The 25807-nt window shown below is 65.2% G+C and carries 5 protein-coding genes; all 5 read left to right on the top strand.

The annotated features are described in order from the left end of the window. The first annotated feature begins 53 nt into the window (after positions 1–53). The 5 genes from IPP68_06810 (at position 54) to IPP68_06790 (ending at position 25807) form a co-directional block, all read left to right on the top strand. On the top strand, positions 54–14609 hold the full coding sequence (locus tag IPP68_06810; protein MBL0350067.1) for a pyridoxal-phosphate dependent enzyme: 14556 nt from the start codon (positions 54–56) through the stop codon (positions 14607–14609). Positions 14610–14893: 284 nt separating this feature from the next. After that, positions 14894–15598, top strand: coding sequence for a hypothetical protein (locus tag IPP68_06805; GenBank protein ID MBL0350066.1), 705 nt, complete (start codon positions 14894–14896; stop codon positions 15596–15598). Next, positions 15595–21363: a hypothetical protein gene (locus IPP68_06800; GenBank protein MBL0350065.1), complete on the top strand. Its 5769-nt coding sequence runs from the start codon at positions 15595–15597 to the stop codon at positions 21361–21363. The genes IPP68_06805 and IPP68_06800 overlap by 4 nt, the downstream gene beginning before the upstream one ends. Beyond that, the gene (locus IPP68_06795; GenBank protein ID MBL0350064.1) at positions 21360–22775 is read left to right on the top strand and encodes a PorV/PorQ family protein; all 1416 of its coding nucleotides are present in this window, start codon (positions 21360–21362) and stop codon (positions 22773–22775) included. The genes IPP68_06800 and IPP68_06795 overlap by 4 nt, the downstream gene beginning before the upstream one ends. Then, positions 22772–25807 carry a tetratricopeptide repeat protein gene (locus IPP68_06790; GenBank protein MBL0350063.1) on the top strand — a complete coding sequence of 1012 codons (3036 nt, stop codon included), beginning with the start codon at positions 22772–22774 and terminating at the stop codon, positions 25805–25807. Before IPP68_06795 ends, IPP68_06790 begins: the two co-directional genes overlap by 4 nt.

Here is a 25807-nt window from a genome sequence, read left to right as displayed (position 1 = left end):
TACATGCTGTTAAAGCGCTCTCGCCCGTCCAGCCCCTAGAATAATCTCAGGAAATGAAACCCCTGAGAACCCTCCCGAAATCCAGGATCAAATCCGCCGCGGCGGTCCTCGTGACGGTGTGTTACGCCGCCACCAACGTCCTCTGGGCCACCGCGCCCGAGGCGGCCTTCTGGTCCGATCGCCGCCGGGCCGCTCGACGGGAAGGTCCGACGCTTTTGGCGTCGGCGCTTCCGACCCCGCTCGCGACGTCCGGTGCGTTGACCGATCTGCCGCGTCCGGCCGTCGCCACGGCGGACATCGCCTCCCGCCTCCCCGCCGAATTTCGAGAACGCCACGCGGGCCTTTTGGCCGCCTTGACCCCCGATTTGGGAACCCTCCGGTCCATCGCCCCGGGGGCGTCCACCGGGCCGGTCGTGGTGTTCGTCCAGGACATCCACCAAAACGACGAGGCCCAGAAACACATCGGGGCCGCCGTGCGCGCGCTGACCGAGGCCGGGGCCGTCGACGTGGTCGCCTTGGAAGGGGCCTTCGGCCCCATCGATTTGAACCGGCTGGAAACCCATCCCCGTCCCGACAGCGTGCGCGTCGTGGCCGACGCGCTTTTGGCGGAACATAAAATCTCGGGCCCGGTTCACGCGGCGCTCGGGCTTGGTCCGGCGGCCCCGCCCCTGATCGGCGTGGACGACCCGGCCCATTACCGGGCCAACGTGGAGGCCTACCGGCAATCCATCGCCCTCGCCGAAGGCGTGCGCCGGGAAACGCGGGCGGCCGAGGAAGCGCTCGCGGCCCAAAAAGCCGCCCGGCTTTCGCCGGCGCTTCGGGCCTTGGACGCGGCGCGGGCCGAACGGGAAGACGGGCGCCTTTCCGTGGGCGACTACGTCGGCCGCTTGGCGGCCGCGGCGCCGGACGCCGTTCCCCCGATGACGCGGGCGTTTTTGGAGGCGCTGCGTTTGGAGGCATCGCTGGATTTCGATCGCGCCGAAAGCGAACGGGCGTCGGTGTTGTCCGCCCTGGCGGGGAGGCTGAACGAATCGGAAAAGAACCGGCTCATCGAATGGAGCGTGGCGTTCCGGCTCGGGAAAGTCCGCCACGCGGCCTATCACGACTTTCTTCGCGCGCTCTGCGCGCGACGGGGCGTCGATTGGTCGCGAACGCCGACCTTCGCCCGCTACGTGGAGTACGTCCTGAAGGCGGACGCCTTGGACGGCTCCGCCCTGGAGGCGTCCATCGCCGAATTGGAACGGGCGGCCTTTGACAAAAACACCCGGACGCCCGCCGAAGGCCGTTGGATGGCGGAAACCCGCCGGCTCGCCTGGCGCCGTCGATTGACGGAATTCGCCCTGACCCCCCGGGATTGGGCGGAACGGGAATCCCTGGCTCCCGTCGACGGAACGCTCCCCGACTGTTTTGCGTCTTTCTACCGGGAAGCCGCCGCCCGGGACCGGGCCATAGCGGAGAATTTGATCCGGGCTTTGGGCGAACGGTCGGCCCGCCGGGCGGTTTTGGTGACCGGCGGGTACCACGCGCCGGGGGTGACCGAGGCCCTTCGAGGCGCCGGGGCGACGGTGGTGTCCTTCGTCCCCCGGGTGTCCCGGGTGGACGCGGCCCGGGGCTCCGCGTATTTGTCCGTTTTTACCCAGGAGAAAACCCCCCTGGAAAAAATCGCGGCCGGGGAACGGTTGTTCCTGGCTCAGGACCCGGCCGCGGGAAAGGCCGAAGCCCCCTTCGACGTGGCGGCGTTGGAGGAATCCCCGCCAAGTCTCTGGGCCCTTTACGAGGGGGTGGTTCCGCTCCGGTCGGTCAAATTCGAGGGCGGCGTTCTGCGGGCCGAGTTTTCCACCGGCCAGTCCGTCGATGTTCGAGTGGAGCGGACGCCGGAGGGGCGGCCCCGGTTTCTCCAGGAAGCCCGCCGGAATTTGCGCGAGGTTTTTTGGCGGCCGCTGGTGGAGATTCCCCGGACGCTGGACGCGTTGGAGCACCGGTCCGCGTTTTTGGGGTTCCTCCGGGATCACCCGGTCCGTGTTTTCGGGGAAGAATCCGGAGCGGTCGCGGAAAACCTCTTCCATCAGCGCTACCGCGGCTTGTCCCAATGGATTCCCGCCGGAGTCACCCTCGGCCTGGGGTTCGGTTTGGGGGCGCTCCTCGCGGGGTTTTCCATCGGCGGAGCGTCTCTGTTGGCCGGGAACGTGGCCTCCTTTGTCCTGGAACTTTTTTTCCTGACCTTGGTTTTCGGCGTTTCGGGCGGCGTGGGGGGCCTCTACGCGGGGCACGTCCTTTACAATCTTTTCCACCCCCGGGCCCGGTTGGCTTTGGACCCCCCGCCGACCCCCGCCGCCGAAAGGGGGGGCTATTTCCCGCGCCTTCGCCGCGTGACTTTGGAGGGCGGCCTGATTCCGCACCTCCGCGCGGAATTCGACGGGAACCGGGAAACGGCCGTCCACCTCTTTTTTGACGCCCGCGGAAAAGGCCCCTTCCGGGACCGGGTCCTTCAATATCTTCGAAACGCTTTTTGGCGGCCCTTCGTTGAAATGCCCTGGATCGTTCGGGCCCTGTTTAGCCCGGCGGCCTTCGTCGATTTTCTCGGGCGCCACTCCCTGGTGGTGACGGGCGGCTCGTTGTCACGAACGGTCGCGGACGATTCCTCTTTCCGCGCCGACATGGCGGCCGCGGTCCGCGAGGCGCGGGGCGACGGTCCGACGGGCGGTTTTTCGCCCCGGGTGGGCGCGGTCCTTTTGGACGGCCAGGGCCGGCGGCTGGCCCGGGGGAACAACCGCGGCGAAGGCCCCCACCACGCCGAACAGGCGGCCCTTCTCCGGCTCCTGGCGTCCCGGGCGCCGCCCGGCGCGGCCGACACCGACCTCCTTCGACTTTCCATTTGGCCCCGCGTTTCCCGCCGGCAAAAGACCTATGAATACAACTACCGCGAGATGATCGATTTGTATCTCCGCACGGCCGCCCGCTGGGGGATCGATTGGAGCGACGTGACGGTGGTCACCACCTTGTCGCCTTGCCGTCGATGCGCGGATTTGATGGCCGGGCTCGGAATCAAAAAAGTCGTTTACGGGGAGCCCACCCCCGACGCCGAATCCGTGATCGCCCGTCTTCGGGCCCGGGGCGTGGGGGTGGCGTCCTGTTCCCTGGGGACGGAAACGCGGCCCTTGATGGGGTGGGTGTTCCGGATTCAACGGCGATTCCCGTCTCTCCACGCGGGGGCCCTGACCTGGCTGGGTGGCCGCCAATGGCCGGCGGTTTTTCTCGAAAACGAAGGGGGCCGGCCGTCGGTTTCCCCGGAGGAAACGCCGGTCGCCGAGTGGGGCGCCGCGGCCGAACGAATCTTCCGTCAACGCCACGCCGGTTTGACCCGGTGGATCCCCGCGGGGGGGATCCTGGGACTTTTTCTGGGCGCCGGGCTTTTGCCCTTCCTCCCGCTGGACCTCGGATCGGCCTGGGCGGGCCAAGGGCCGTTGGGGTTTCTTCTCGCGCTCGCGGGGCCGGCCCTGTTGTCCCTGAGCGGGGGCGCGCTCCTTGGACTTTACCTCGGTCACGCCGCTTACAACTTATTTCATCCCCGGGCGCCGCTGGCCGTCGAGCCGACGCCCGTTCGGTTTTATTTGACGCCGGAGGTCCGCGGTCCCCTGGAGAGGGATCCCGCCGGACTACAGAACGCCCTGGCGCGGCTCGCCGGACTCCTGCAGGGGTTCTCCCGGGACATCCGGGTGGGCTTGGGGGAGGAACCGACCATTCAATTGGAGCGGGACGGAGGTTCCCTCAGCCTCCGGGTGCCGCCCGCGGACCTCGGCTCGCCCGCGGCTTTTGAGCTTCGGGTTCGCCGTCTGGCCGATCGCCTAAAAGCCCATTTGCGCGGGCCCCTCCGGGGTCGAATCGTGGGGTTCCCCGTGATTCACGCGCGCGCCTCCGATTTCCCCGGTGGAACCCTGTCCCGCTTCCTTCGGGAAAACCCCCGAAGCAAGATCACGCTCTTTCAAGAACTGGGGGGAGCGGCCATGCCCGAACGCTTGAATGAAATATTTTCCCGACACACCCAAGATTACCCGCTGAAACTTTTCGACGCTCGGCCGGGCGCCGCCCCCTTGTCCCTGGCGGCTTTTACGGCGGACCCGGTGCGCGCCGGTTGGTGGGCCCAACTTTTCGCCGCCAACCAACGGATTGTCCGGGACGGGCAGAAGGCCATGGACGACGCGCTGGCGTCGGGCCACTGGCCCCGCGTCGAAGCGCTGCTCCCGGGGGACGGCTTCTCCCGGGCCCTCGGGGTTTGGTTGTTCGAGAATTACGACCGCGCCCGTCCGGTGCGGGAACCCTTGGAGTCCGATGTGGAGCTTTTGTTCTGGCAAATGGTCTGGCTGGACCAGCGCCCTTGGGCGGAGGGCCCGTGGTCGATCCGTGGCCTCGCGCCGCGGGCGGCCGTCGAAACCGTTTTGGAGCGCTTGTATCAGGGCGAATTGCTTCTGGTCAAATCCTCCGTTTTGCGGAACGCCCGACTCGCCGCGATTCTTCGCCGGATGCCCATCCGCCCCGACGTCCAGGGAGCCCTGGCGTACGGCGCGGCCCATTTCTATGGACTTCGCAACGACCTCATCGCCTGGATCGCCCCCGACAAGGACAATCGGCCGGGCGAGGGCACCGGCGCCCGGGACATCGCCTGGATGGCCCAACTGCCGTCGTACGGGCTTCACCGGGACTTGATTCACGTTCTGGAAGCGGAATTCGCGAACCCGTCGGAGGAGGACCGCCGACCCTTTTCGCCGCGGATTCAGCGGTTGGTGGATCTTCGCCCGGACCTTCGCCCGGAATGGCGCCGCGCCCTTTTGGAAAAATTGGCCGTCCGCTGGGTCCTTCGGGCCCGGGCCCTTTCCGTCCGGGTGGAGACTTCGTCCTTCAATGATTTGGCGGTGGAGCAGGTCCTCCACCGCGCCGTTCACGGCTTGACCGACGAAGTCCTGGAAAAATGGATGGAGGGCGCCTTCCGGGACACCGCCGAAAGCAACCAATCCGCTTGGAACGAAATAAACGCCCGGGCCCTGGACCCGTCGATGCCCGAAGCGCTCCGGGCCCAATGGATGGGGGCGTTGAGAATTCCGGTCGAGGCCGGCCCGGTGGTGATCACCGCCCGGGGCATCCGATTCCAATTTCCGGCCCCGTTTGCCGCGGCGGCGCCGGCCGATCGAAACGCCATCGTCGCGTTTCTGGCGAATCGGGTTCTCTCCCGGCCCCCCGGCGTGCGGGTCGAGGAAGGCGCCCCCGCCGTCCGCCTGGCGCGGGATCGGGAAACCCTGCGCCTGGACGTCCCCGCCGACGCCTTTCGATCGGCGGCGGATTTCGAAACGGCGGCCGCCCCGCTCCTGGACGCGCTGGAAGCGACCTTGGATTCCCCGAACCGGGGGCGCGTCATCGCTTTTCCCCTGGGACACACCCGGCGCGAGGATTTCCCGACCGAAGCGCTCAACCGCCTTCTGGCCGAAGGCCCCGGACGGCGGATCGCGCTGCTTTTGGAAGTCGGGTCCTTTTTCGACGGCCTTTTTCTTCGTTCGGCCTTTTCCCGGGAGCCGGAAGCTTACGCCCGAAAACTTTTTGGTCCGACCACCGCCGCCTCGGGCCCGCTGAGCCTTTCGGATTTCCGGGACGATCCGTCCCGCGCGGGATGGTTCGACGCGCTTTTTGCGCGCCAGCGCGCGATCGTCGAATCCGGAAACGCGGTTCTTGAAAAAGCCCTCCGGGAACAACGTTGGGAGGACGTCGTCGCGCGGTTGAGCGGCCGGCCGTTTTCGGAGGCGGTGTTCGCCTGGCTCTTCGCCCATCCGGGCCGGGCGACCTGGGCGCGGGAAGCCGTTCGGCCGGATGTGGAATTGATGCATTGGCAGGCGCAATGGTTGAGGGACATGTCGTGGCGGGAGGGCCCGTGGGCGCCGACCGATGCGTCGCCGCGGGCCGGGGTGGAGGCCGCGGTTCAACGAATGACGGAAATCCTGTGGTTGGAAGCCAAGCGGGTGTTTGTTCGCAACGCCCGCTTGACCGCCCGGGTCGGCGCCACGCCCATCGACCCCTTCACGCCCGTGGTTTTTCCCGTGGGAATGCTGCATCGGGCGGGATTGGGCGAAGAAGGGTTCGAATGGGTGGCGCCCCCGACGGCCGGCACCGCGGGGTCGGGAACGGACGCCGCGATCGTGAACGCCTTGATTTCCCTTCCGGAGACGCGGTTGGTGGAGAGTTTGGAACGGCGATTGGCGGCGTTCGCCCGTCCGCCGACGGAGGAGGATCTGGCGCCCTTTTCCGCCTGGGTTCGGTCCTTGAGCGACGCGCCCCCCGCGCTCTCCGGAACGGAACGCCGCTGGGTCCTCGAGGTGCTGCTCGGTTGGATTTTAACCCGCCCCCGCGCCTTCGGCGGGGAGCCCGGCGCTCCCGTGGACGAAGCGGTGGTCCAACGGGCGGTTCACGAAGCCACCCGCGATTGGACGGACGAGGCGCTCCGCGCCTTCTTGGAGCCCGCCTTCGACCGCGCCAACGGGGGCCCCCGGGGGGTTCGGGACGCTTTTCTGGCCCGCGCGTCGGCGTCCTCCCTCCCCGCGGAAATACGCAAGGCCTGGGTCGTTCCCAACGGACCGACCTTAAACCTCGGTCCCCTGCTTCTCGCCGCCCCGGATCTCCTCCGATCGGAAGCGCCCCGGGAACTGGTCGTGGCCCCGCCTTCCGATCCGGCCGATCGGCCGGGCGCGGTTTTACTTTTCAAGCCGGAAATCTGGAACAAAGCCCTGGATCCCGCGGGCCGCGGCCTGTCCGATTCAGACAAACGGCGGTTCATCGACGACGTCCTGGCCGCCCTGGTCGCCCGGGGCGCCTACGTGTCCGGGGCCTTGTTTCTCAACGGCGCCGCCCTCCGCGTCAAGGGGTTTGTGGACCGGCAATACGAAAACGCGGTGGTTCGCGGGAAAAGCCGGGAGAACACCCCCGCGGCTTCCCTGGCGGAAATGACGGCCCGGACCGGTGTTCCGCTCGAACGTATTTTTGGATACGAGGAGGCCCGTGAGGGAATTCTTCGGACGTTGGAACCCCGGGCGACGGCGCTGGAACGCGGTCCCCCCACCGCCCGCGCCCGGTGGGAGGCCTTGCGGAAGTCTTCCGCGGAGGACGCCTACGGCCTCCTGTGGGGAGACGTCGCTCCCCCCGATGGAACCCGAACGAAAATCGGGGGCGCCTGGTGTCAGGTCGTTGAAATCGGCGGCGAGCGTTTCCTCGTCCTGAGCGGGGCCCCCGCCGGAATGAAAAGCCGCTATTACGGGCCCGGCGCGGGCGTCCTGATGGTCGAGGTTCGATTCCCCAAGGGCGGGGCGTTCGGGGTACGCGAGGCCCGGCGCCTGATCGGACCCACCGACGGGGCCCAGGCCCCGGGGAACACCCTGCGCGGAATGTTCCGGGAGCGTTTTTTTCCCGCCGCCGATTCGTCCTACAACGGTCTTCACCTTTCGGCCGGCCCGGTGGAATGGGCCAAGGAACGGCGGATCTTTTTCGGGCGGACGCCGCGGCTCTTCACGGACCGGTACGACGCCGGTTTCCTGGAGGCCTTGTTTCGGGACCCCCCCCCGGGGTCCTGGCTCCGCGCGGTGCCCGCGGGCGTCGACCCCGACGCGAGCGTCTTCGCCGCCACCGAAGGCCTTCCCTGGCCCCAAGCCTCGGCTTATTTGGACCGCCTTTACGACCAATGGCGCCGGGAATCGGGCGTGGCCGCCGCGCCGGAAAATCCGCTCCCCGCGGTTTCCCCCGATCAAGTGGCCGAGGAGGCCCAGCGGGAGGCGTTGGCCCTGGGCCGGGCCGTTTCGGACCGATTGGTCGAGTTGCAGGCGGAGGCGCCCCGGACCGCGACCACCAAACCCGACGGCACCCAGGTGTCCCGGGCCGATGAGGAGGCCATGGTCACTTTGGCCGCCGGCCTCCTCGACGCTTTCCCCACCCACGAAATCATCGGCGAGGAGGACCTGGAAACGCTCTCTCCGGACCTGCACCGTCGCAACCGGGCCAACGCCGGATCGCCTTATCAGTGGTTCGTGGACCCCCTGGACGGCACGGAAACCTATTTGAGCGGAACCGACATTTTTGCCGTGCATCTCGAACTTCAATACGACGGCCGGCCGCTGTTGGCGGTCGTGGTTCTCCCCCGCAAGGGGCCCGAGGGGGGGCCTCTGGTGGTCATGGCCCGGGCGGGGCGGGCCGGGCTCTGGGTCAACGGCCGGTGGCACGCCCCGTTGCCCCCCGAATCCTTCCCGACGGATTTCGCGGAATTGGCCGCCGTGGCCCACGGGAAACCCGCCATCGGAGAGCCGTACCCCCACTTCGATCGGGTTCGCTCCCGGTTCGCCGAAACCGTTCCCCGGGTGGGGTCGAGCGGTCTTTGGTTGACGGGGTTGGCCCTGCGGCGCGTGGGGATTTCCCTTCCGGGTCTCCCGGCGAATTACTCGTACTACGCGTCCCAGCGGGTCAAAAGCTGGGACGTCGCGGCGCCCGGATTTCTTTTATTGAACGCGGGCGGGGTTCTCGAAAAGCACGACCTCGGGGAGTCGTTCTTTCCGCTTCGGCAGACCTACGAGGGGAAGGAAACGAAATTCAGCGTTCTGGCCTCCCTGACGCCCGACGGAGCGGCGGCCTGGCGGCGGGAGATCCTGAAGACCTCCTCGGGCGGGGGCGACCGGGCGGGTCCCGCGGCGGCGCCCATCGCTTTGCCCCGCCTTGAAAGGATCCACCCGGAGCGCGTCGCGGCGCTCCAACTGCAAATCGCCTTTTTCGATCTGGACGGCACCTTGTGGCGGTCCACCCCCTACGACGTGAGGGCCCTTCGCTGGGCCCAATTTTTTTACGGCGAGGGGAACGTGACGCCCGAGCGATTCAGCGCCCTGCGGGAATTCTTTGTCGAGCACGATCGGGGGGATCTGAAAGCCCAAATCGCCGCCCTGGACGCCTGGGCCGCCGAGCGGAACGTGGGAAGACACGTGGGCGTCGTCGATGGGCACGAAAAAGCCCAGAACATCGAGGCGGAAACCCGCCGGGTTCGTGCGCGGCCCGACCTCCAAACGCCCGGCGTTCGCGCGTTGCTGGAGTCGTTGGCAACGTCCGGAATTCCGCTGGAGGTCGTGACCAGCGGGTCCGAGGACACCAGCCAAAAAACCTTGGGCGGCCTGGAGTTGGCCTCCCTGTTCCGCCGCGTCCACCCGGGCGGGGACAAGGAAAACGCGGTCGTGGAGCGCCTGAAAGAATTGGGCTTGACGGCCGTCGGCGCGGTGCTCATCGGCAACGACGCCCGGGACATGAAGGCCGCCCGGGCGGCCGGCGCGCTGGCGGTGGGGATCGCCGTCGACGAGGAGCACGCGGCCCCCTTGCGCGCGGCCGGGGCCGACGCGGTGGTTCACGGCGATTTCACCGATTTGGCTTCCCTGCGGGAACTCCTGGGCCTGAATCGTCCGCCGGCGCGTTCGTCCGGCCGCGCCGTTTCGGGGATTTCCCGGGTCGAGATCGTACGGCCCGATCGGGTGGCCGCCGCGAATCTGCGCCTTTGCTTTTTCGACATCAACGGCACCCTCTGGCGGGGGTACCCCTTCCAAATCAAGGCGGAACTCTGGAGCCGATTCTTGTACAACGACGCGCACCCCGCCCCCGAGCGGGTGGACGAGGTCCGACGGTTTTTCATCGACACGGATTGGATGAGTTGGGGGGAACAGGAAAAAGCCCTGGCCGCCTGGGCCCGGGAGCGGGACCTGGCGCCCGTGCACTCGCCCGCGGGACGGGAGCGGTCGGAGGAAATTCGAAAAATCGTCAACAAGGAGCTGGTGGGTTTGGCGACGCCGGAGCAGGTGTTGCCGGGCACCCGAGCGCTTTTGGAATTACTCCGGGAGTCCGGGGTTCGGCTGGAAGTCGCGACCAGCGGATCCGCCGAAACGCGGAACCGGGTTCTGCGGGGGCTCGGGTTGTCGGGATTCTTCGGAACGCTTCACGGCGGGGGAAAGAAGGGGGACGTCATCGGGCGACGGTTGGCCGAGGAGGGAATGGCCGGTGCGAACGCCGCCTTGATCGGCGACGGCCGGGGCGATATCGCCGCGGCCCGGGCCACCGGCGCCCTGGCCGTGGGCGTCGCGTCGGACGAGGAGCGCGCCGCGGTCCTTCGAGCCGCCGGCGCCGATGTCCTCGTTCACGGCGACTTCGCGGATTTGCCCGCCCTCCTTTCCGCCCTGGGTTTCGGCGGTCGCCGGGAAGCCCCGCCGTGGCGGGTCGAACCCGCCGAGGGGGACGTCCGAACGCTGTCGCCTCCGGCCGACCGGGGGTTGGCGTTTCCGCCCACCTTGCGTTTTGAGAACGTGCTGGGGAATTACAAGGCCACCGTATCGGAAACTCCGGCGGACGGGCCATACCTGCGATCCGTCGCCCTCCAAAAGCTTCCTTTGCTCAGCGAACAAACCGGGTTCGAGGTGTTCCTCAGCAACCAAGGGCTCCAGCGGACCGGATCCTTTAAACCCTGGATCTTGTCGGGGGTCTTGGGCCGGGTGGCGAAGGACCCCGAAGCGTTCGGCCGGGCCCACCGGTTCCTCACCACGCCGACGACGGGCAATCAGGGCCAATCCCTCGCGTTTTTTGCCGAATTTCTCCGCCGATCCTACCCCCGGGAGCTGGGCCACCTACGGGCGGTGGTGTTCGTTCCGCGGAACGCCCCCCCCGGGAAAATCGATCGAATGCGGGCGGGCGGCGCGGAAATCCGTTTCACGGAGGATTACGCGGAGGCCGAGACCCGGTCCCGGGAATTCGCCGAGCGGGAAGGCGCTTATTTCCTCGCTCACGGCGACGAGCGGGCGGTGGAATCCTACGGCGCTCTGGGATTGGACTTGCTGACCAACGTTGCCCGCCGGGAGGACCCCGACGTCGGGCTCGACCGGCTGGTCCGATGGTTCGACCTTAAGGCACGGTCCGGCTCCCTGAATTCTTCCGAAGCCGGGGAATTGTCCGCGCTGGATACCGCGCTCTCCGGCATCGAGAACACGGCGTTCCTGATCCCGGTGGGAGCGGGGGGCGTGGTGGCCGGCGTCGATTTCGCGCTGAAATCCATTGATTCCCGTTTGACCGTCATCGGGGTGGATTCCTCCCGGGCCGACCCCATGGCCCAATCGCTGGCGCGGGGGGAAATCGTTTCCCAGTCCCCCGCCCCGGATATCTTGGAAAACGGGATCGCGGTGAACGCGCCCGAACCGTTGGCGTTCCAAACCGCGGCGGGCCTTTTGGACGCCATGGTGACCGTGCCCTTTGAATCGGTGGCCGGGGCGGTTCGCGCCCATTGGGAAGAAGCGGGCGTCGTTTCCGAAGGCGCCGCCGCCCTGCCCTACGCGGCGCTGGCTCAATCCAAGGCGCTCGTCGAAAGGCTAAGACGGCGGGGCGTCCGCCGCGTCGTCCTCCTCGGAACCGGTCAAAACATTCCCGCCGACGCCTGGACGGCCCTCACGGGAGCGTCGGGTTTTCCCGAGGGGCCGCGCGGGGGGGGGATGCACCACGCGGGCGAAGCGGATCTGAATTCCGACCAGTGGAAAGCGGTTCGGGCCCGCGTGCGGCGCGAAGCCACGTTCGAGGAACGCCGCCGATGGGCGGCCGATCTTCGCGCCCGGGTGGCCCATCAACGGGATTGGTTGGACCCCCTCGAGCTGACCGAACCGCTGTTGGCCTTGGCGGACCTTCTTGATCAGAAAAAACCGACCGCCCGGGGCCCCCTCGCGTCCCTCGGCGTCCAACCGAAGGCGTCGGCGGCCCGGTGGTATTTGTTGGGCCCCGTCGCGGGGGAATGGTCCGACCGGATCGAGGGAGCCGGGGAGCGGGTCCCGGGCCGGGGCCGATCCCCCGAGGAGGTTCGGTTGTACGTCACGGGCCTGGCGGCCGTGATTCACGAGGGGCTGGAGCACGCCGTCCTCCCGGGGACCCTGGGCCTCAATCCCAAGGACCGCCACACGCTGGCCTATCTGGCCGAAGCCCTGGCCAATTCGTGGAACGACGGTCCCGTGCCGGAGCGCACGCTGGAGGAAATGGGGCATCGTCGGGCCGTTCAGTTGGTCGGTTTTGTGGAACGGTCCCGGGCCGAGATCCATCAAATTCGCCGACGTTATTCCGACCGCCCGGCCCTCCGGGAGCGATTGGAATCCATCGTGCACCGCCTCCGCGCTCACGCGGAATTGTGCCTGGCGGACCTCCGGGCTTACCCCAAGCCCAACGCGTTTTTTACGGCTTTCCGTCTGGCCGACGAAGCCTACTGGACCGGCACCGTGGCGGAGTTCGGCCGATCCGTCCGTCAATTGGACCGGCTCACCCGCCAGGCGGCGAAGGAAGTTCAACGGCCGTTGCCTTTGTGGCGGACCGTGGCCGCGCGGTTTCGGGCCCGGAACGCTCCCTGGGCGGCCGGCCCGGCGGCCCGCCCCCCCACGGACGCGGTCCCCAACGATTTTCGAGCGGTGCGGCGGTCCTGGGATCATTTCGAATTTCCAGAATTTTCCACCGCCCTGACCCGGCTGGCGGAACACGCGCGCCAACGCCCGCTGGAAGGCGGCGCCCGCGACCTCTTCCGGCTTTGGGCGGCGGTGGATCAAGTGATCGAGCCTCTCCGTCGACGGGGGGATTGGCGGGAAACCGAAACGTTGATGGTGGAATTCGCCGATTGGGTTCGGGCGGAGGCCATCGTCCGGGGCGTCGGCTCCCCCTATTGGGAAAAAACAGCACTCCACCTGTTGAGGGATTTGTCCCTGACGGTGTTTGAATTCCATCGCTTGTCGGCGGAAGAGGCCCGGGAATTTGGTTGGGCGTACGAACTCTTGGATCGCGTCGGGCGGGAGGCGACGCCGCCGGCTCTTTCGCTCTCGGACCAACGTCACCTGCTCGCGGTGTTGGCGGGGGGAGCGACGACCCCTTTGGAACGGGGGGTTCTCTACGAGAAAGCGCGGGCGGCTCTTCCCCGATTTAAAGGGTCCTTTCGGGAAAAATTGGAGGACGTGACCCTTCGGGCTCCCCGCTTCAACGTTCCCCGGGGGCGGCCGTCCCCCACGGAGTTTTTAATGGGCGCGTCCTGGAATTCCGAGTTTTCCGACGGGGATTTGACGGGTCTGGTGCGGGATTATTTGTCGGGCGAGGTGTCGAGGCCCCGCCTTGAGCGCCTGCTGGCCGCGGGCGGCGACACGCCCCTTTCCCAGATCGCTCTGGCGCTGGATCAGTGGGACGACGCTTTGCATCCGATGCCGGCGGGGAGCGGCCGCCTGAACGCCCGGGAATTGTCCCGGTGGACCGCCCGGGCCGCGGTGGGCGGAGCGGCGGCGGTTTTCTTCGTGTCGACCCTCGGAGCGGTTTCGGGGGTGCCCGTTGATTTCCGCTGGATCGCGCCCCTCCTCGCGCCCGCCCTCCTTCTGGGGGCCTTGGCGCCCCTCGCGCGTCCTCGATTTGACCCGGCGCAAAAGCCCGGAAGGTTGAGTCAATTCCTCTCGAACGCACGGGCCGATCCCGCCGCCGCTTTTCTGGAAGTCGTGGACGGCGAATTGCGGATCAATCCCGGCGCGTTAAATCGCCTGTCCCAATGGCCCGTGCCGGTTCAAAACGCGATTCTCTACGGGTTGGGCGTTGTGGGCCACGAAAGTCTCCACCGGGGGGGCGTCGGGTCCGAGGCGGCGGCTTACGGTGTTGCTCAACTCCTCCCGGCCCTTTTGGGAGCCGGGATCGTCGCCGCTCTGCTGGGGGGGGCTTCCCTCGCGGCGGCGATCGCGTCCCTCGGGGGGGCGCCCTTGGCCGCGGCGGCGACGGGAATGATGTTGGAACGGTGGGCCGATGGGCGGCTCCGGGATCGGCGGGCCGAATCCGCGGCGGCGGCCCTGTGCGCCGTTCGGTCGGGCGGTTTGTCTCCGGTGGATTTTAAATCGCTTTTGTCCCCCCGGGCGATGAACCTGGGCGTGGGCGGCGGTCCGGTCACGGGGCATCGGCTCGATGGGGCGGACGACCCGGTTTTTGCGGCGGGGCTCAAAGCGGCGCTCGCGAAACGCGGCGTGGCCGGTCCCCCGGAAGAAATTCAGTCGTGGTTGGTTCGCGCCCTTCGGTCGTCCCCGGATTTCGCCGCCGCCGACCCCGTTGCCTCGGCGTTGGGCGATCGTCCCCTCACCGTCGTTCTGGTTTCCCGGAGCGTGGCGGCTCGCTTGGAGGCCGTGGTTCGCCGCGCCATGGCGGACCGGGCGGAGGGACCGGCGACCGGATTGGCCTTGATTCCTTTGGACGCCGAGGGCGAAGCGGCCGTGGCCCAATGGAACCCCCTGGACCGCCGGGTGGAGCGCTGGGTTCAACGCCCGACCCGTGGGAGCGACCGCGATCCCTGGGATCTTTCGCAGGTGGAATCTTTAATTCGAACCCGGCTCAATCCCGCCTCCTTCACCTCCTGCCGGGTCGTGGCCGCGGCCGATGTCCCCCTTCGGGCGACCGGACTCGCGACCCCGCTGTTTCGGGAGGCCTTGGTGTGGTTGATGGAGGGCCTCCTTCCGTTGTCCATCGAAACGGCAGAATTGGATCGACTGACCCGCCTGTCCCGCCTCGTCGCCACCTCGGCGTAGCCCCCCGCAACAAATCGGCCATTTCCCGATGGCTCGGCATCGTGTAAAATCCCTGTAAATCCTGGGCTTGAAATATTTCGGTTTCGGCCCTAGACTTGCTACGTGGCCCCGAGCGAACATCCTTCCTTCTATCGGCTCGGCACAACGAGAGGACACCATTTGAAAATGGCCGGGTCGAATCACCATCGATTGAAATTCACAGCCAATCGGCGCGCGTTGGCCTATGGGGCGTTCCCGCTCCGGGGCGGACAAACGCACGGCGGGGAAAGGCGGGGGAGCGGACGATGAGACGAGGCACCGCGGCGCTGGCGATCGCTTTAGCGGCCGGAACCCCGAATCTTCGGGCGGCGGATCGCTACGTCCTTTCCGTTCCGGCGGCGGTCATGGCCGGCGATGCCTTTACATTGGTCGTGGGTCCACGTTCGGGCGATCAGCCGGACGCCGCCCCCCAGCGCGTTAAAATGGATCTGCCCGCGGGCTTCGCCCCGGTGTCGGCCCCCGCGCGCGGATTCGAATTTCAGGGCGAAACCCCGGTGACCGTCCGGACCCTCCCGACGCTGGCCCCCGGGCTTTACGTTTTGACCGTACGCCACGCCGCGAACAAGCGCGTTCTGGGCATGGCCGAAATCTTGGTCGAACGCCCCGCGACCACTTTCACGCTCACGCCCCGGGTCCGTCCTTTTGTCGGCCAAGTGGGAAAACCCTTCGCTCTTCAACTCATCGCCCGGGACGATCGGGGCGGCGCGGTGACCTCTTTCCACAGCGACGTCAATTTAAACGCCTCGTTGGGCACGGTGTCGCCCGCCGTTTTGTCGGGAGACCTTTTCCACGGGGGGATCGCCGAGGCGGTCGTGACTTTGACGGCCTCGGGCGCCGCCGATCGGCGGAATCGCTTGGAAGCCGTGTCCCGAAAAATCGTTGGGGGCCAGTCGTCCCCCGCCCGCGGTGTGGTCGATTTGACGATTCAAGCCATTGAGGAAACCCCGTGAAGCCGATTTCCCGCTTCGTCGGATCGGCCGTTTTTCTGTTGGCGGGCGCTCCCGCCCTTTGGGCGGTGAGCAGCTACAACATCGCCGGTCCCAGCGACATCATGATCGGCGATAACGCCGTGACGATCAGCGTCGACCCCCAGGAGAGCGGCCTGCCCGACGGCACCCCCCACCGGGTCAAATTCATCGGTTTGCCCGCCGGGGTCACCGTGACCCCGAACGACGTGGTCGACGGCGTGGCCATCGCCGGCCCCACCAATTTCACCCTGTTCGTCGGGGCGGCGGCCACGCCCGGTCCTTTTACGCTCACCGTTCAAAACCAAGTGGACGCTTCCGTCAAAGGGCAGATGTCCGTCACCATCTTCCGCACGGTGTCCCAATTCACCGTGACCCTGCCCGGGGCCCCTTTCACGGCCATGGCCGGCGTCCCCTTCCAAGTCACCCTGACCGCCCGGGATTCCGGCGGGGCCGTCGTCGTCCCTTTTTCAGACAACGTCGATATTTCGGCCTTGGTGGGCGACAGTTCCGTCAATCTGGGCAGTACGTTCGTTCCGGGGGCCGATTTCGTCAACGGCGTGGCCGTGGCCTCCGTCACGTTGTTCGGAACGACCATCGGGAGTCTCAACAACTCCATCACGGCCACGGCCCAACTTCTCTACCCGGGCCAGGTCACCCGGGCCTCGGGAATTATCGGATTGACGGTCGAACCCAACGTTTTCGATCACATATTATTGGCTTTCCCAGGGGAAAATCTGACCCCCGGAACGGGGGCCGGAAAAACGGGCGCGGCCAACACGGCCACGGCGGGCCTGCCGGTGCCGGTGGTGAACGCTTTTCTGGTGGACCAGTTCCACAACCCCATCCGTACGGATCGAAACCCCGAACCGGGGCTCTACCCCGTTTCCGTGAGTTTCGTTTCCATCACCCATCCCGGCACGGACACCGTCCCCGTGGGGCAATCGGTGGCGGCCGGCAATCAACTGTCCATGAACAACGCTTTTTCCTTCTTGGCCTCGGGCGTGGCCCACATCATTCAGACCACCGAGGGGACCAACGGCACGACGGATTCCACCTCCATTTCGGTCTTGAGCGGCGCCGCCAGCAGTTTTGAATGGTCCGCCATCGCGACCCCCCAGTCGGCGGTGTCTCCCTTCGCGGTCACGATCCGGGCCCGGGACGCCATCGGCAACACCGTCACCACGTACAATTCGGCCGCGGTGGTTTCGGCCAACGACTGCGTTGGCACCGGCCTGGGCGCCAACACCGTCGATGTGGACCAAGTCACCCCCGGGCCGCAAACCTCGGTCACGTTTGTCAACGGAGTCTGGGCCGGGGCCATCAAGGTCACCAAACAGAAACTCAACGTGTGTTTGAACGTGGACGACAGCGGGGGCCGGATCGGGGATTCCAACCCCTTTCGAGTGAACACCGGTCCTCTGTCCATGTTGTGGTTCACGTTGCCGGGGGAAATTTACACGCCCGGGGCCTACCCCGGAAACGCCTTGTCGCCCAACAGCGCCACCGCGGGCGATTTGATGACGGTGGTGGTCCGGGCGGTGGACGCCAGTTGGAACCAAGTCGCCTTGGGAGGGCCGGAGCCTTTGACCCTGACGTCGCCGACCGGTTACATCGACGCGCCGGGCCCGCTGACCATGCCCGCCATCGGCGATACGACCGTGGCCGGGGTCCGTGTGCGCACCGCGAGTCCCGCGTCCCAGCGGCTGGCCGGGGCCATCACCTCGACCAACGGCCAAAGCGCCCTGTTCACCGTTAATCCGCGGCCCTACGACCGGGTCATCGTCTCTTTGCCGGGAGAAACCCTGGCCCCGGGGGTTCCGCCCCTCACCGAGCCGGACGGGAAAACGGGGATCATCGTGGATCAAGCGGTCAACACCGCGTTTCCCATTTCGGTGTATTTGACCGATGATTACTTCAACCCCGTCCTCAACCCCCCCGTCCCGGGGTGGCCTTCCTTGAATTTTCAGCTGACAACCCCCGTGGGCGGCACCGTGACCTTCCCCGCGCCGAACCCCTTTCCCATGTCGGGCGGGAGCCTGTTTAATACCGTCACGCTGGGCAATTTGGGAACGAATATTTTCAAGATCACCGACACGTTGGTCGCCACGAAAACGGTCACGGCGACCTTGACCGTTCAGCCGGGCCCCCTGGACCACTTCACGGTCACGGGCGTGTCCAACAAGAACGCCGGCGACGCCATGGCCATCACGGTCTCGGCTTTCGATCAGTTCAACAACATCGCCACCAATTTCGGGGGGTCCGTCCGGTTGGAGCTGTGGAGCGACGGGGTCCCCGTGACCTACGACGGGGCCATCGTGCCCTCCACCATCACCTTCGTGGCCAACCCGGTCACGGGCGGGATCGTTTCGACCAACGTCGTGGTCAACTACGCCGGAAAGCAATTGGGCCTGGGGGCCGATCGCCTGCAAATCCGGGCCTATTACAATTTGCCGCCCCTCAAGGAGGGGTTCAGCGTTTTCTTCGACATTTACGAACTGGCGATCCTCTCCGGGGTGGTCGTCGTCCTTCCGGGACAGTCTTTTCAACCGGGCGGGACGCCCAATAAAATCAACAGCCCCGACGCCAAAACCGCGGGGGACGCCATCGCCGCGACGGTGTATGCCGTGGACGCCCACGGCAATAAGATGAATTTCAACGGCCCCGTCAACCTGTCGGTCCCGGCGCCCAACGTGTCGGCCAGTTTCAGCAGTCCGGTCAATTTGGTGAACGGGTCCGGCTCGACCTTCGGATTCATCTACACCGCCGGTTCCCACGTCGTGTTGGCGTCGCACACGGCCACCGGTTTTACGGACACTTCCACGGTGCAAATCAATCCGGGCTCCTACACCGCGGCCGCCGGCAAATTGCTTCTGCTGGCCGGCGGCGAAACACAACGCCCCGGTTTCGCCTCGGGGAAATCGGGGGCGCCGACGCCGATTATCGCGAACACCAACACGACCTTCACGATCGTGGCCTGCGATCCCTTTTACAACATGGACCCGGCTTACTCGGGGGGGAACTATTCCCTTTCCTCCAACGACGGCGCCGTGAGCTTGACGGGAATAAACGTCACCGCCGGGTCCGCGACGGTGACGAACCTGTATCTGAGCGGCACCGCCTTGATCAATCCCGTTCGAGTCACGGTGACGGACCCCGCCAGCCCCCTCAACAAGACGAATTATTCCGATGTGCCGATCCTTCCCGGGGCGTATTTCGATGTCGGCGTTCCGAGCACCACGGTGGTGGGCGCGCCCTTTTCGATGACGGTCCAATTGATCGATCCCTTGACCGGCCTGCCGGGGCCTTACAATCACACGGTCTTCTTTGAAGCCCAGACCTCTTCCGGGGCGCCCAGCACCGTGTCGCTGGGCGTGTTGAGCGCCAATTTGGTCGCGGGGCAGGTGACCCTTCCCCTTCAGCACTACGATCACGTGGAAACCATCCGCATCAAAATCACGGACAATTTCAGCCGGTTGGCCTACACCGCGAACATCACCGTGGCGCCCAACGGACTTAAATACGTGGTGACCGCTCCCAACCGCCAGACGACGGACGACACGTTTCCGATCACGATTCAGCTTTTCGATTCGATCTTCGATTCTTTCCCCATTCGAACGCTGGACCACGCCGTGTCCCTCCGGGTGGAAGTCGGGGGCCTCCCCGCCGTGGGCACCTCTCCCGTGACGGGGGTCAGCTTGAATCAGGGGGAAACGCAATTCAACTTTAAATACACCAAGGCCGAACACATCGTGATCATCGCGACCGGGACCGTGGGGGCGTTCCTCGTCAACGGGTCCGACGATATGGACATCGATCCGGGCGCTTACGTCAAACTTCAAATCTTGGCCCCGGGGGAAACCGCCATTCCGGGCATCCCGTCGGCCACGGGCAAGGATTCGTCGGGACTTCTGCCCCAATCGGCCCGGGAGACGTTCTCTCTGACGGTCCAGGCGGTGGACACCTACTGGAACGTCGTCAGTTCGGTGTCGAGCCCCGCCACGCTGCGCATCAAGCTGGCGGCCGACGACGGTTCCCTGGCGGCCCAACCCGAGGCGCCCCTGGTCAACGGCATCGCCAATTTCAACAACATCAAATTGACCACGCCGCCCTTGGTGACGGTCACCGCCCAGGACACCGTGACGCCTTCGGTCGTGTCCCAATCCGTGGCCATTCCACTGACGGGGCGCGTCTACGAGGCGACCACCGTCTTGAATTTCGGCGACTACTACACCGGGCCCCCCCGGGATTTCCGATTGACCGTGGCGCTTTTCCGGTTCAACGGGTCGACCACGACCGGTTTGGTGTCGGGAACCACCGGCGACTTTTACGTGGTGCCCGTCGACCCTTCCCTGCAGCCTTTGGACGTGGCCAATTTGGTGAACCCGACCCCCACGTACCCGGCGGAGCCCAACAAATTCCAGATGGACCCCTCGGGCGTCGTGACGCTGACGCTCTCCTACCGAACGGCGGAAAACGTTATTTTCCGGATCTACGACGCCGACGGCTGGCAGGGCTACAGCAACAACCGGGCCCCCGTCGCTTTCGTGCCCCGGGACGTCGCTTACAGCGTGACGCAGCCCACGGAATCGACGGTGGGTCCCCCCTCCGCCTTCTCCATGGTCATCGTTTCATCGGACGTGGACACGGGGACGGTCGCCAAAAACTTCTCCTCCACTTTCACGATCACGGCCATCCGGGTGGTCAACGGTTTGCCGGGGACGGGCGTTCTCCAGGTGACGAACGGCGCCATGTCGGGCGGTCCCGTGACGCTTCAGCAAGCGTACACCGAGGCGGGCTTGTTCCGGTTCCGAGTCGACGACGGCACGCGGTTTTCCGACAGCCCCATCATCAATATGAAGCCCGGCTCCTTGGCCGGATTGTCCCTCGCGTTGCCGGGATCCCTGGAAGCCGGCACGACCGCCCAAATTCAAGTCACGTTGTTGGATGGGTTCGCCAACCCGATCCCGGACCTGGCCACGACGCTTTCGTTGGACAACAACGCTTTGGGCACGCTTTTGAATCCGTCGGGCCTGAGCAACGCCTTCGGCTTGTTGAACGTGAACTTTCAAGCGGCGACCTCCGGGTCCGGCCCGGGCACCTTTATCGCGCGCTCCGGATCTTTCAGCGCCAGCCAGGGGTTCCGGCTTCTGGGCCCGCCCGTCACCTCCCTGAGCTTTTCGGGCTACGGCCGATCGACGGGAAAAGGAAGCGCCCTTAAGGCCGGGGATCTGGTAACGGTCAACGCGGACTACGAGGCCGGAATGTCCCTGACCGAAATCCGGTATTCCGTGGACGGGGGGCCCTACCAGGTTTACGCCGGTCCCTTCGCCTTGCCGGGCGTCGGCGTTCATTCGGTGCGCCATTACGGGGTGACCCAGGCCGGTTTTACCCACGTGGAATCCACGCGAACCAGCCCGACGATCTACGTGTCGGCCGCGACGTCATCGGACGAGGGCGTCGTCAACTACCCGAATCCTTTTCAAGCCGGGCGCGACGTGACGTTTCTGGAATACAATTTGACGCAGGATTCCGGGGTGACTTTGACGATCTATGACGTGATGGGGCAAAAGATTTATGAAACCGAAGTGTCCCCCGGGCAATCCGGCGGACAGGCCGGATTGAATCGGTTGGCCTGGGACGGCCGCAACGCGGACGGTCAAACCGTCGGGAACGGCGGCTACATCGCGGTGTTGGAATTGAGGGCCGACGGCCGAACGTTCCGTCGAAAGGTCGCGGTGCGGAAATGATTTCCCCCCGGATTCGACGAATCGCTTTCCGCGCTGGGGGGGCCGGCCTGTTCTTGGTGGCCGCGGTCGTGGGACGGGGGGAAGTGACCTTCGGCGACGCGGGCGACTATTTGCGGTTCGGCGCGGGGGCCCGCGCCTTGGGCATGGGCGGCGCCTTCACCGCCGTGGCGGACGACACGACGGCGGAGTATTGGAACCCGGCGGCCCTGGCTTTCTTGGACGAATACCAATGGGTGACGATGTACGCCCCCTTCGCCCTGGGCACCCACATGTATTACGCGGCCGTCGGGGTTCCCTTGGGGCCCTTGGGCGCCTTGGCGGCCTCCGACATCATGCTCCGCTCCGACGGTTTTCAGGGCCGCGACGACCTGAATTTCGCTTCCGGCAACGACGGATCCATTGTTCACAACGCGTTTTCGGTGTCCTACGCCCGGCCGTTTCGGGAGGCTTGGTCCCTGGGCGGCCGCCTTCGATTTCTGCAGCAGACCGTGCTCGCCAACTCGGGCAACGCCTTCGGTCTCGACCTCTCGGGCTACACCCGACCTTGGAACGGCCTCAGTTTTGGTTTGTCGATCAGCAATCTCAACCGTCCCCGGATCACCCTCGCCTCCGATCCCGACATTTTTCGACGCTCCACCCGGGCGGGGGTCGCCTACCACGGGCCGGAGAACCTCTTTTTGTTGGGGCTGGACGCCAACAAGACCGACGGCCAGAGCGCTTACGTGGCCGCCGGCCTTGAATACAACCCACTTTCCCTGTTAAGCTTAAGGACCGGTTGGGACCAAAAGGGGACGCTGACCGCCGGGTTGGGCGTCGCCCTCCGGACCGTGAAAGTGGATTACGCTTTTTCAACCCAATCGGACGTGGGTGATTTTAATAAGGTATCTTTGACATGGCGGTGGGGCAACGTCTACCGCACGCGGATCGACCCCGCGGGGATCGTTCCGGAGACCGAAGCCATTTACGTGGAAGGCCTGCAAAACGAAGTCAAATTCCACGTGGGCGTTCCGAAATTCCGGCTGGTCAAGTGGACGCTGACCATCGCCGACGCCGAGGGGCACGTGCTCCGAAGCTTGGGCGATCCCGCTTCGCCGCCGGAGTGGGTGGTCTGGGACATGATGGATTCGGGCGGCAAGCCGGTGCGGCGCGGCCGCTATCATTACGTGTTCCGCGTCGAGTACAAGAACGGCAAAATTTGGGAAGAGCGCGGGAAGTTCCGGCTGGACTATAAGACGAATTCCGTCGGCGGGGTGGACGCCAGCGTGAAGGGCGACGCACCGCCCGAAGCCCCGCCGCCGCCGGTCGTGCCCACGTCGCCGGCGGTGCCGCTGGAAATTCCGGCGGAATCCGACGGCGCCGGGTCGGCCCCCGGAAACGGTTCGGCCGCTCCCGTCGCTCCCGCGGCCCAGTGACTTTGACTATGCGCACCTTGATCGGCACCAGGAGTTCCTTTATTTTAAAACGACGCGTCCGCCGGATTCTTCCGGGCGGTCTTCTCTGTCTGGCGCTCAGCGCCGGGGCGGTGATGGTCAACCCCGACGCGGAACGCTATTTTGCCGTGTTGTCCGGAACGTTCCAGTCCGGTCAATACGAATCCACCGTCGCCGGTTGCGACACTTTCCTCAAGCAGTATCCCCGGGATCCCAAAGCCGCCGCGGCCAAATACCTGAAAGCCGAAGCCTATTTCCGCCAGAACCGGTTCAACGAAGCCGCCGGGGAGTTCAAGGAATTCATCGGTTCCTACGGGTCCGCCCAGGAAAATCTCGCCGTCAGCGCGCGTCTGCGCTTGGGCGAATGCCACTACAATCTCAAAAAATATTTGACCGCTCTCGATTACTTTGCGTGGGTGGAAAAATCCAAGAACGCCAGCCTCCGGGCGGAATCGTTGTTGGGGTCGGCCCATTGCTTGCTGGTCCGGGGCGAACACGGAAAAGCCGAAATTTATTTGCTGAAGCTTCTTCAAGCCAACGCCGGCTACGCCAATTTGCCCCAGGTGGTCGTTCCCCTGGCCCTCGTCCGCATGGAGCGGGGGGAATATCAAGACGCCCTGGCGCTTCTGGAGCGGGCCCCCGACGATCCCGCCTGTCAATATTACCGGGGGGTGTGCCAGCGGTTGTCCCACCGGGTGATCGCCGCGGCGCAGATCCTCAAAGATCTGGTGGACAACGACACCGCCAAAATCTGGACGGACAAGGCGCTTTTCCAGATGGGCGAGGCCTATTTCCAATCCAAAGAATACCCCCTGGCTTACAGCGCTTTTAAGCGAATCCATGAGAAGGAACTTCAAAGCCCCCTTCGACCCTACGCGCTGTTCCGCATGGGTTGCGTTAATTTCCAGAACGGCGCCTTTGAGGCCGCGGGGCAAAACTGGTCCCAATTAATGAAAGAGTTTCCCGAAAACATTTCGGGTCCCTCCAGCCAATACCTCATGGCCGAAATCGCCCTCCGTCAAAACGAATTGGGCAAAGCCATCACGGGTTTCGGGGGATTGGCCGCCCTGGACGATTACGCCATGGACGCCCAATACAAAATCATCTGGTGCCTGGCGGCCCAGGGGCAATACGACCAAGCCATCTCCCGCTCCCAAAAGTTCCTCAAGGATTTCGAATGGGGGGAACTCTACGCCAAAGTCTCGCTTCTGATGGGCCTCTGCCAACAGATGATGAAGCAGACGGACGAGGCGATGACGACCTACCAATCCATTTTGGACCGTTACCCGAACACGGCCTATTACGAAAAGGCCCTCTACCTGTTGGCGGTGGCCCTGGTGCAGGACAAGCGCTACGCCGAGGTGGTCACCCACGTCTACACGATTTTAAAAACCGCCCCGGCCAGCCCCTCCCGTTGGCAGGCCGAAACTTATTATTGGGTGGCCGAATCTTACTTCAACATCGGCCAGTTTGAGCTCGCCCGGCAGACCTACGACTTGTTGATCAAAAACTTCCGTCAAACCGATTTGTTGCCCGGCGCCACCTTGGGCGTCGCGGCCAGTTTGGCGCGCTTGGGGCTTTACGATCAGGCGGTGGAAACCCAGGCCCGCGCCTTGGAATTGTCCCAACAGATGGACAACCCCGAGGTGAAGAAAACCGCCCTCCTGGATTCCGCCGACGTGTTCTTCAACAAGCACGAATACGAGAAAGCCGCGAGTTTCTACGAGGAATTTTTCACCAAGTACCCGGACGATTCCCGGGCCGATCGGGCCTTGCACCAATCGGGCCTGGCCCTTTACCGTTTGGAATATTTCACCGACGCGATCAAAAAATGGACCACGCTGACGGAGCGTTACCCCAGCAGCCGTCTGGCCCCGGACGCGATGTTTCAATCGGCCCGCACCCAATTCGGCCTCGGCCAATACCCCCAGGCCTACGGTTACTTCCGCCAGATCGTCGAAAAGTATCCCGAGTCGCCCCTGGCCAAGGAATCCATGCTGATGATGGGCCAGTGCCACTACAACGCCGGCGACATGCCCCGCGCCATCGAGCAATACAAAGCCTACATGGAAAAATATCCCCTGGACGAAAAAATGGGCGAGGTCCAGGACCTTTTGCAAATGGCCTATTACAAGCAGGGCAAGACCGGCGACGACATGAAGGGCGTGGCGGACCAATTCCCCCAGAGCAAATTCACCGCCGATATTTACTGGGAATTGGGGGCGGAGGCCTACAATCGGAAAAACTACGACCGCGCCTTGGATTATTTTGAGCGCTTGATCCTGGACTTCCCCAACAGCAGCCAGGCCCTCCAGGCGTACTACTACAAAGCCGACTCCTATTTCCTGAAGGGCGATTTTCCCAACGCCGTCATGAATTTCAAGAACTTCGTGCTCAATTACCCCCAGGACGCCTTGACGAAGGACTCCCGGTTCAAATTGGCCGTCGCCTATTTCAGCCTGAAGAATTACGGCGAAGCGGCGGTGGCCTTCCACGACTTTATCGAGAAACACCCGGACGATCCCAAGGCCCGGGACGCCTCGCTGAACATCCCGGTGTGCTACGGCAAAGCGGGCCAGCCCTATCAGGGCGTGAGCGCTTACGAAGATTTCCTCCGCCGTTACCCCGGCGACTCCAAGGCGCCTTTTGCGATTCTTCAAACCGGTCAACTGTATGAACAGGCCGAAGATTTCGCCAAGGCGGCCGAGGCCTACAAGAAAGTCCCGGCGGACCAGCCGGAAGTGTTCGAAGCGTATTTCTCCATGGGCCGTTGCTACAAGAAACTCAAAGCTTCCGCCGAGGAAAAGGCGGCCTACCGGTTGCTCCAGGCGTTGACGCCCCGGGACAATAAATTCCGCCTCGCCGGTTTGGTGATGTTGGGCGAAGCGTTGGAAAGCGACGGGGCCAAGGCCGACGCCGTCGCCGTGTATCAAGACATCGCCTCCCACAGCACCAACGCGGAGTGGCGGGCCATCGCGCAGGAGAAGATTTCCGCACTGAAGGGAGGCAAGTAA

The organism is Elusimicrobiota bacterium, from assembly GCA_016722575.1.
In the GTDB taxonomy this organism is placed as follows: Bacteria; Elusimicrobiota; Elusimicrobia; order FEN-1173; family FEN-1173; genus JADKIY01.
This window is presented reverse-complemented; position numbering and strand designations above follow the sequence as displayed.

Excerpts from the sequence above, each read along its gene's own strand:
- IPP68_06810 (MBL0350067.1), top strand. The coding sequence starts at position 54 with ATGAAACCCCTGAGAACCCTCCCGAAATCCAGGATCAAATCCGCCGCG.
- IPP68_06805 (MBL0350066.1), top strand. The coding sequence starts at position 14,894 with ATGAGACGAGGCACCGCGGCGCTGGCGATCGCTTTAGCGGCCGGAACC.
- IPP68_06795 (MBL0350064.1), top strand. The coding sequence starts at position 21,360 with ATGATTTCCCCCCGGATTCGACGAATCGCTTTCCGCGCTGGGGGGGCC.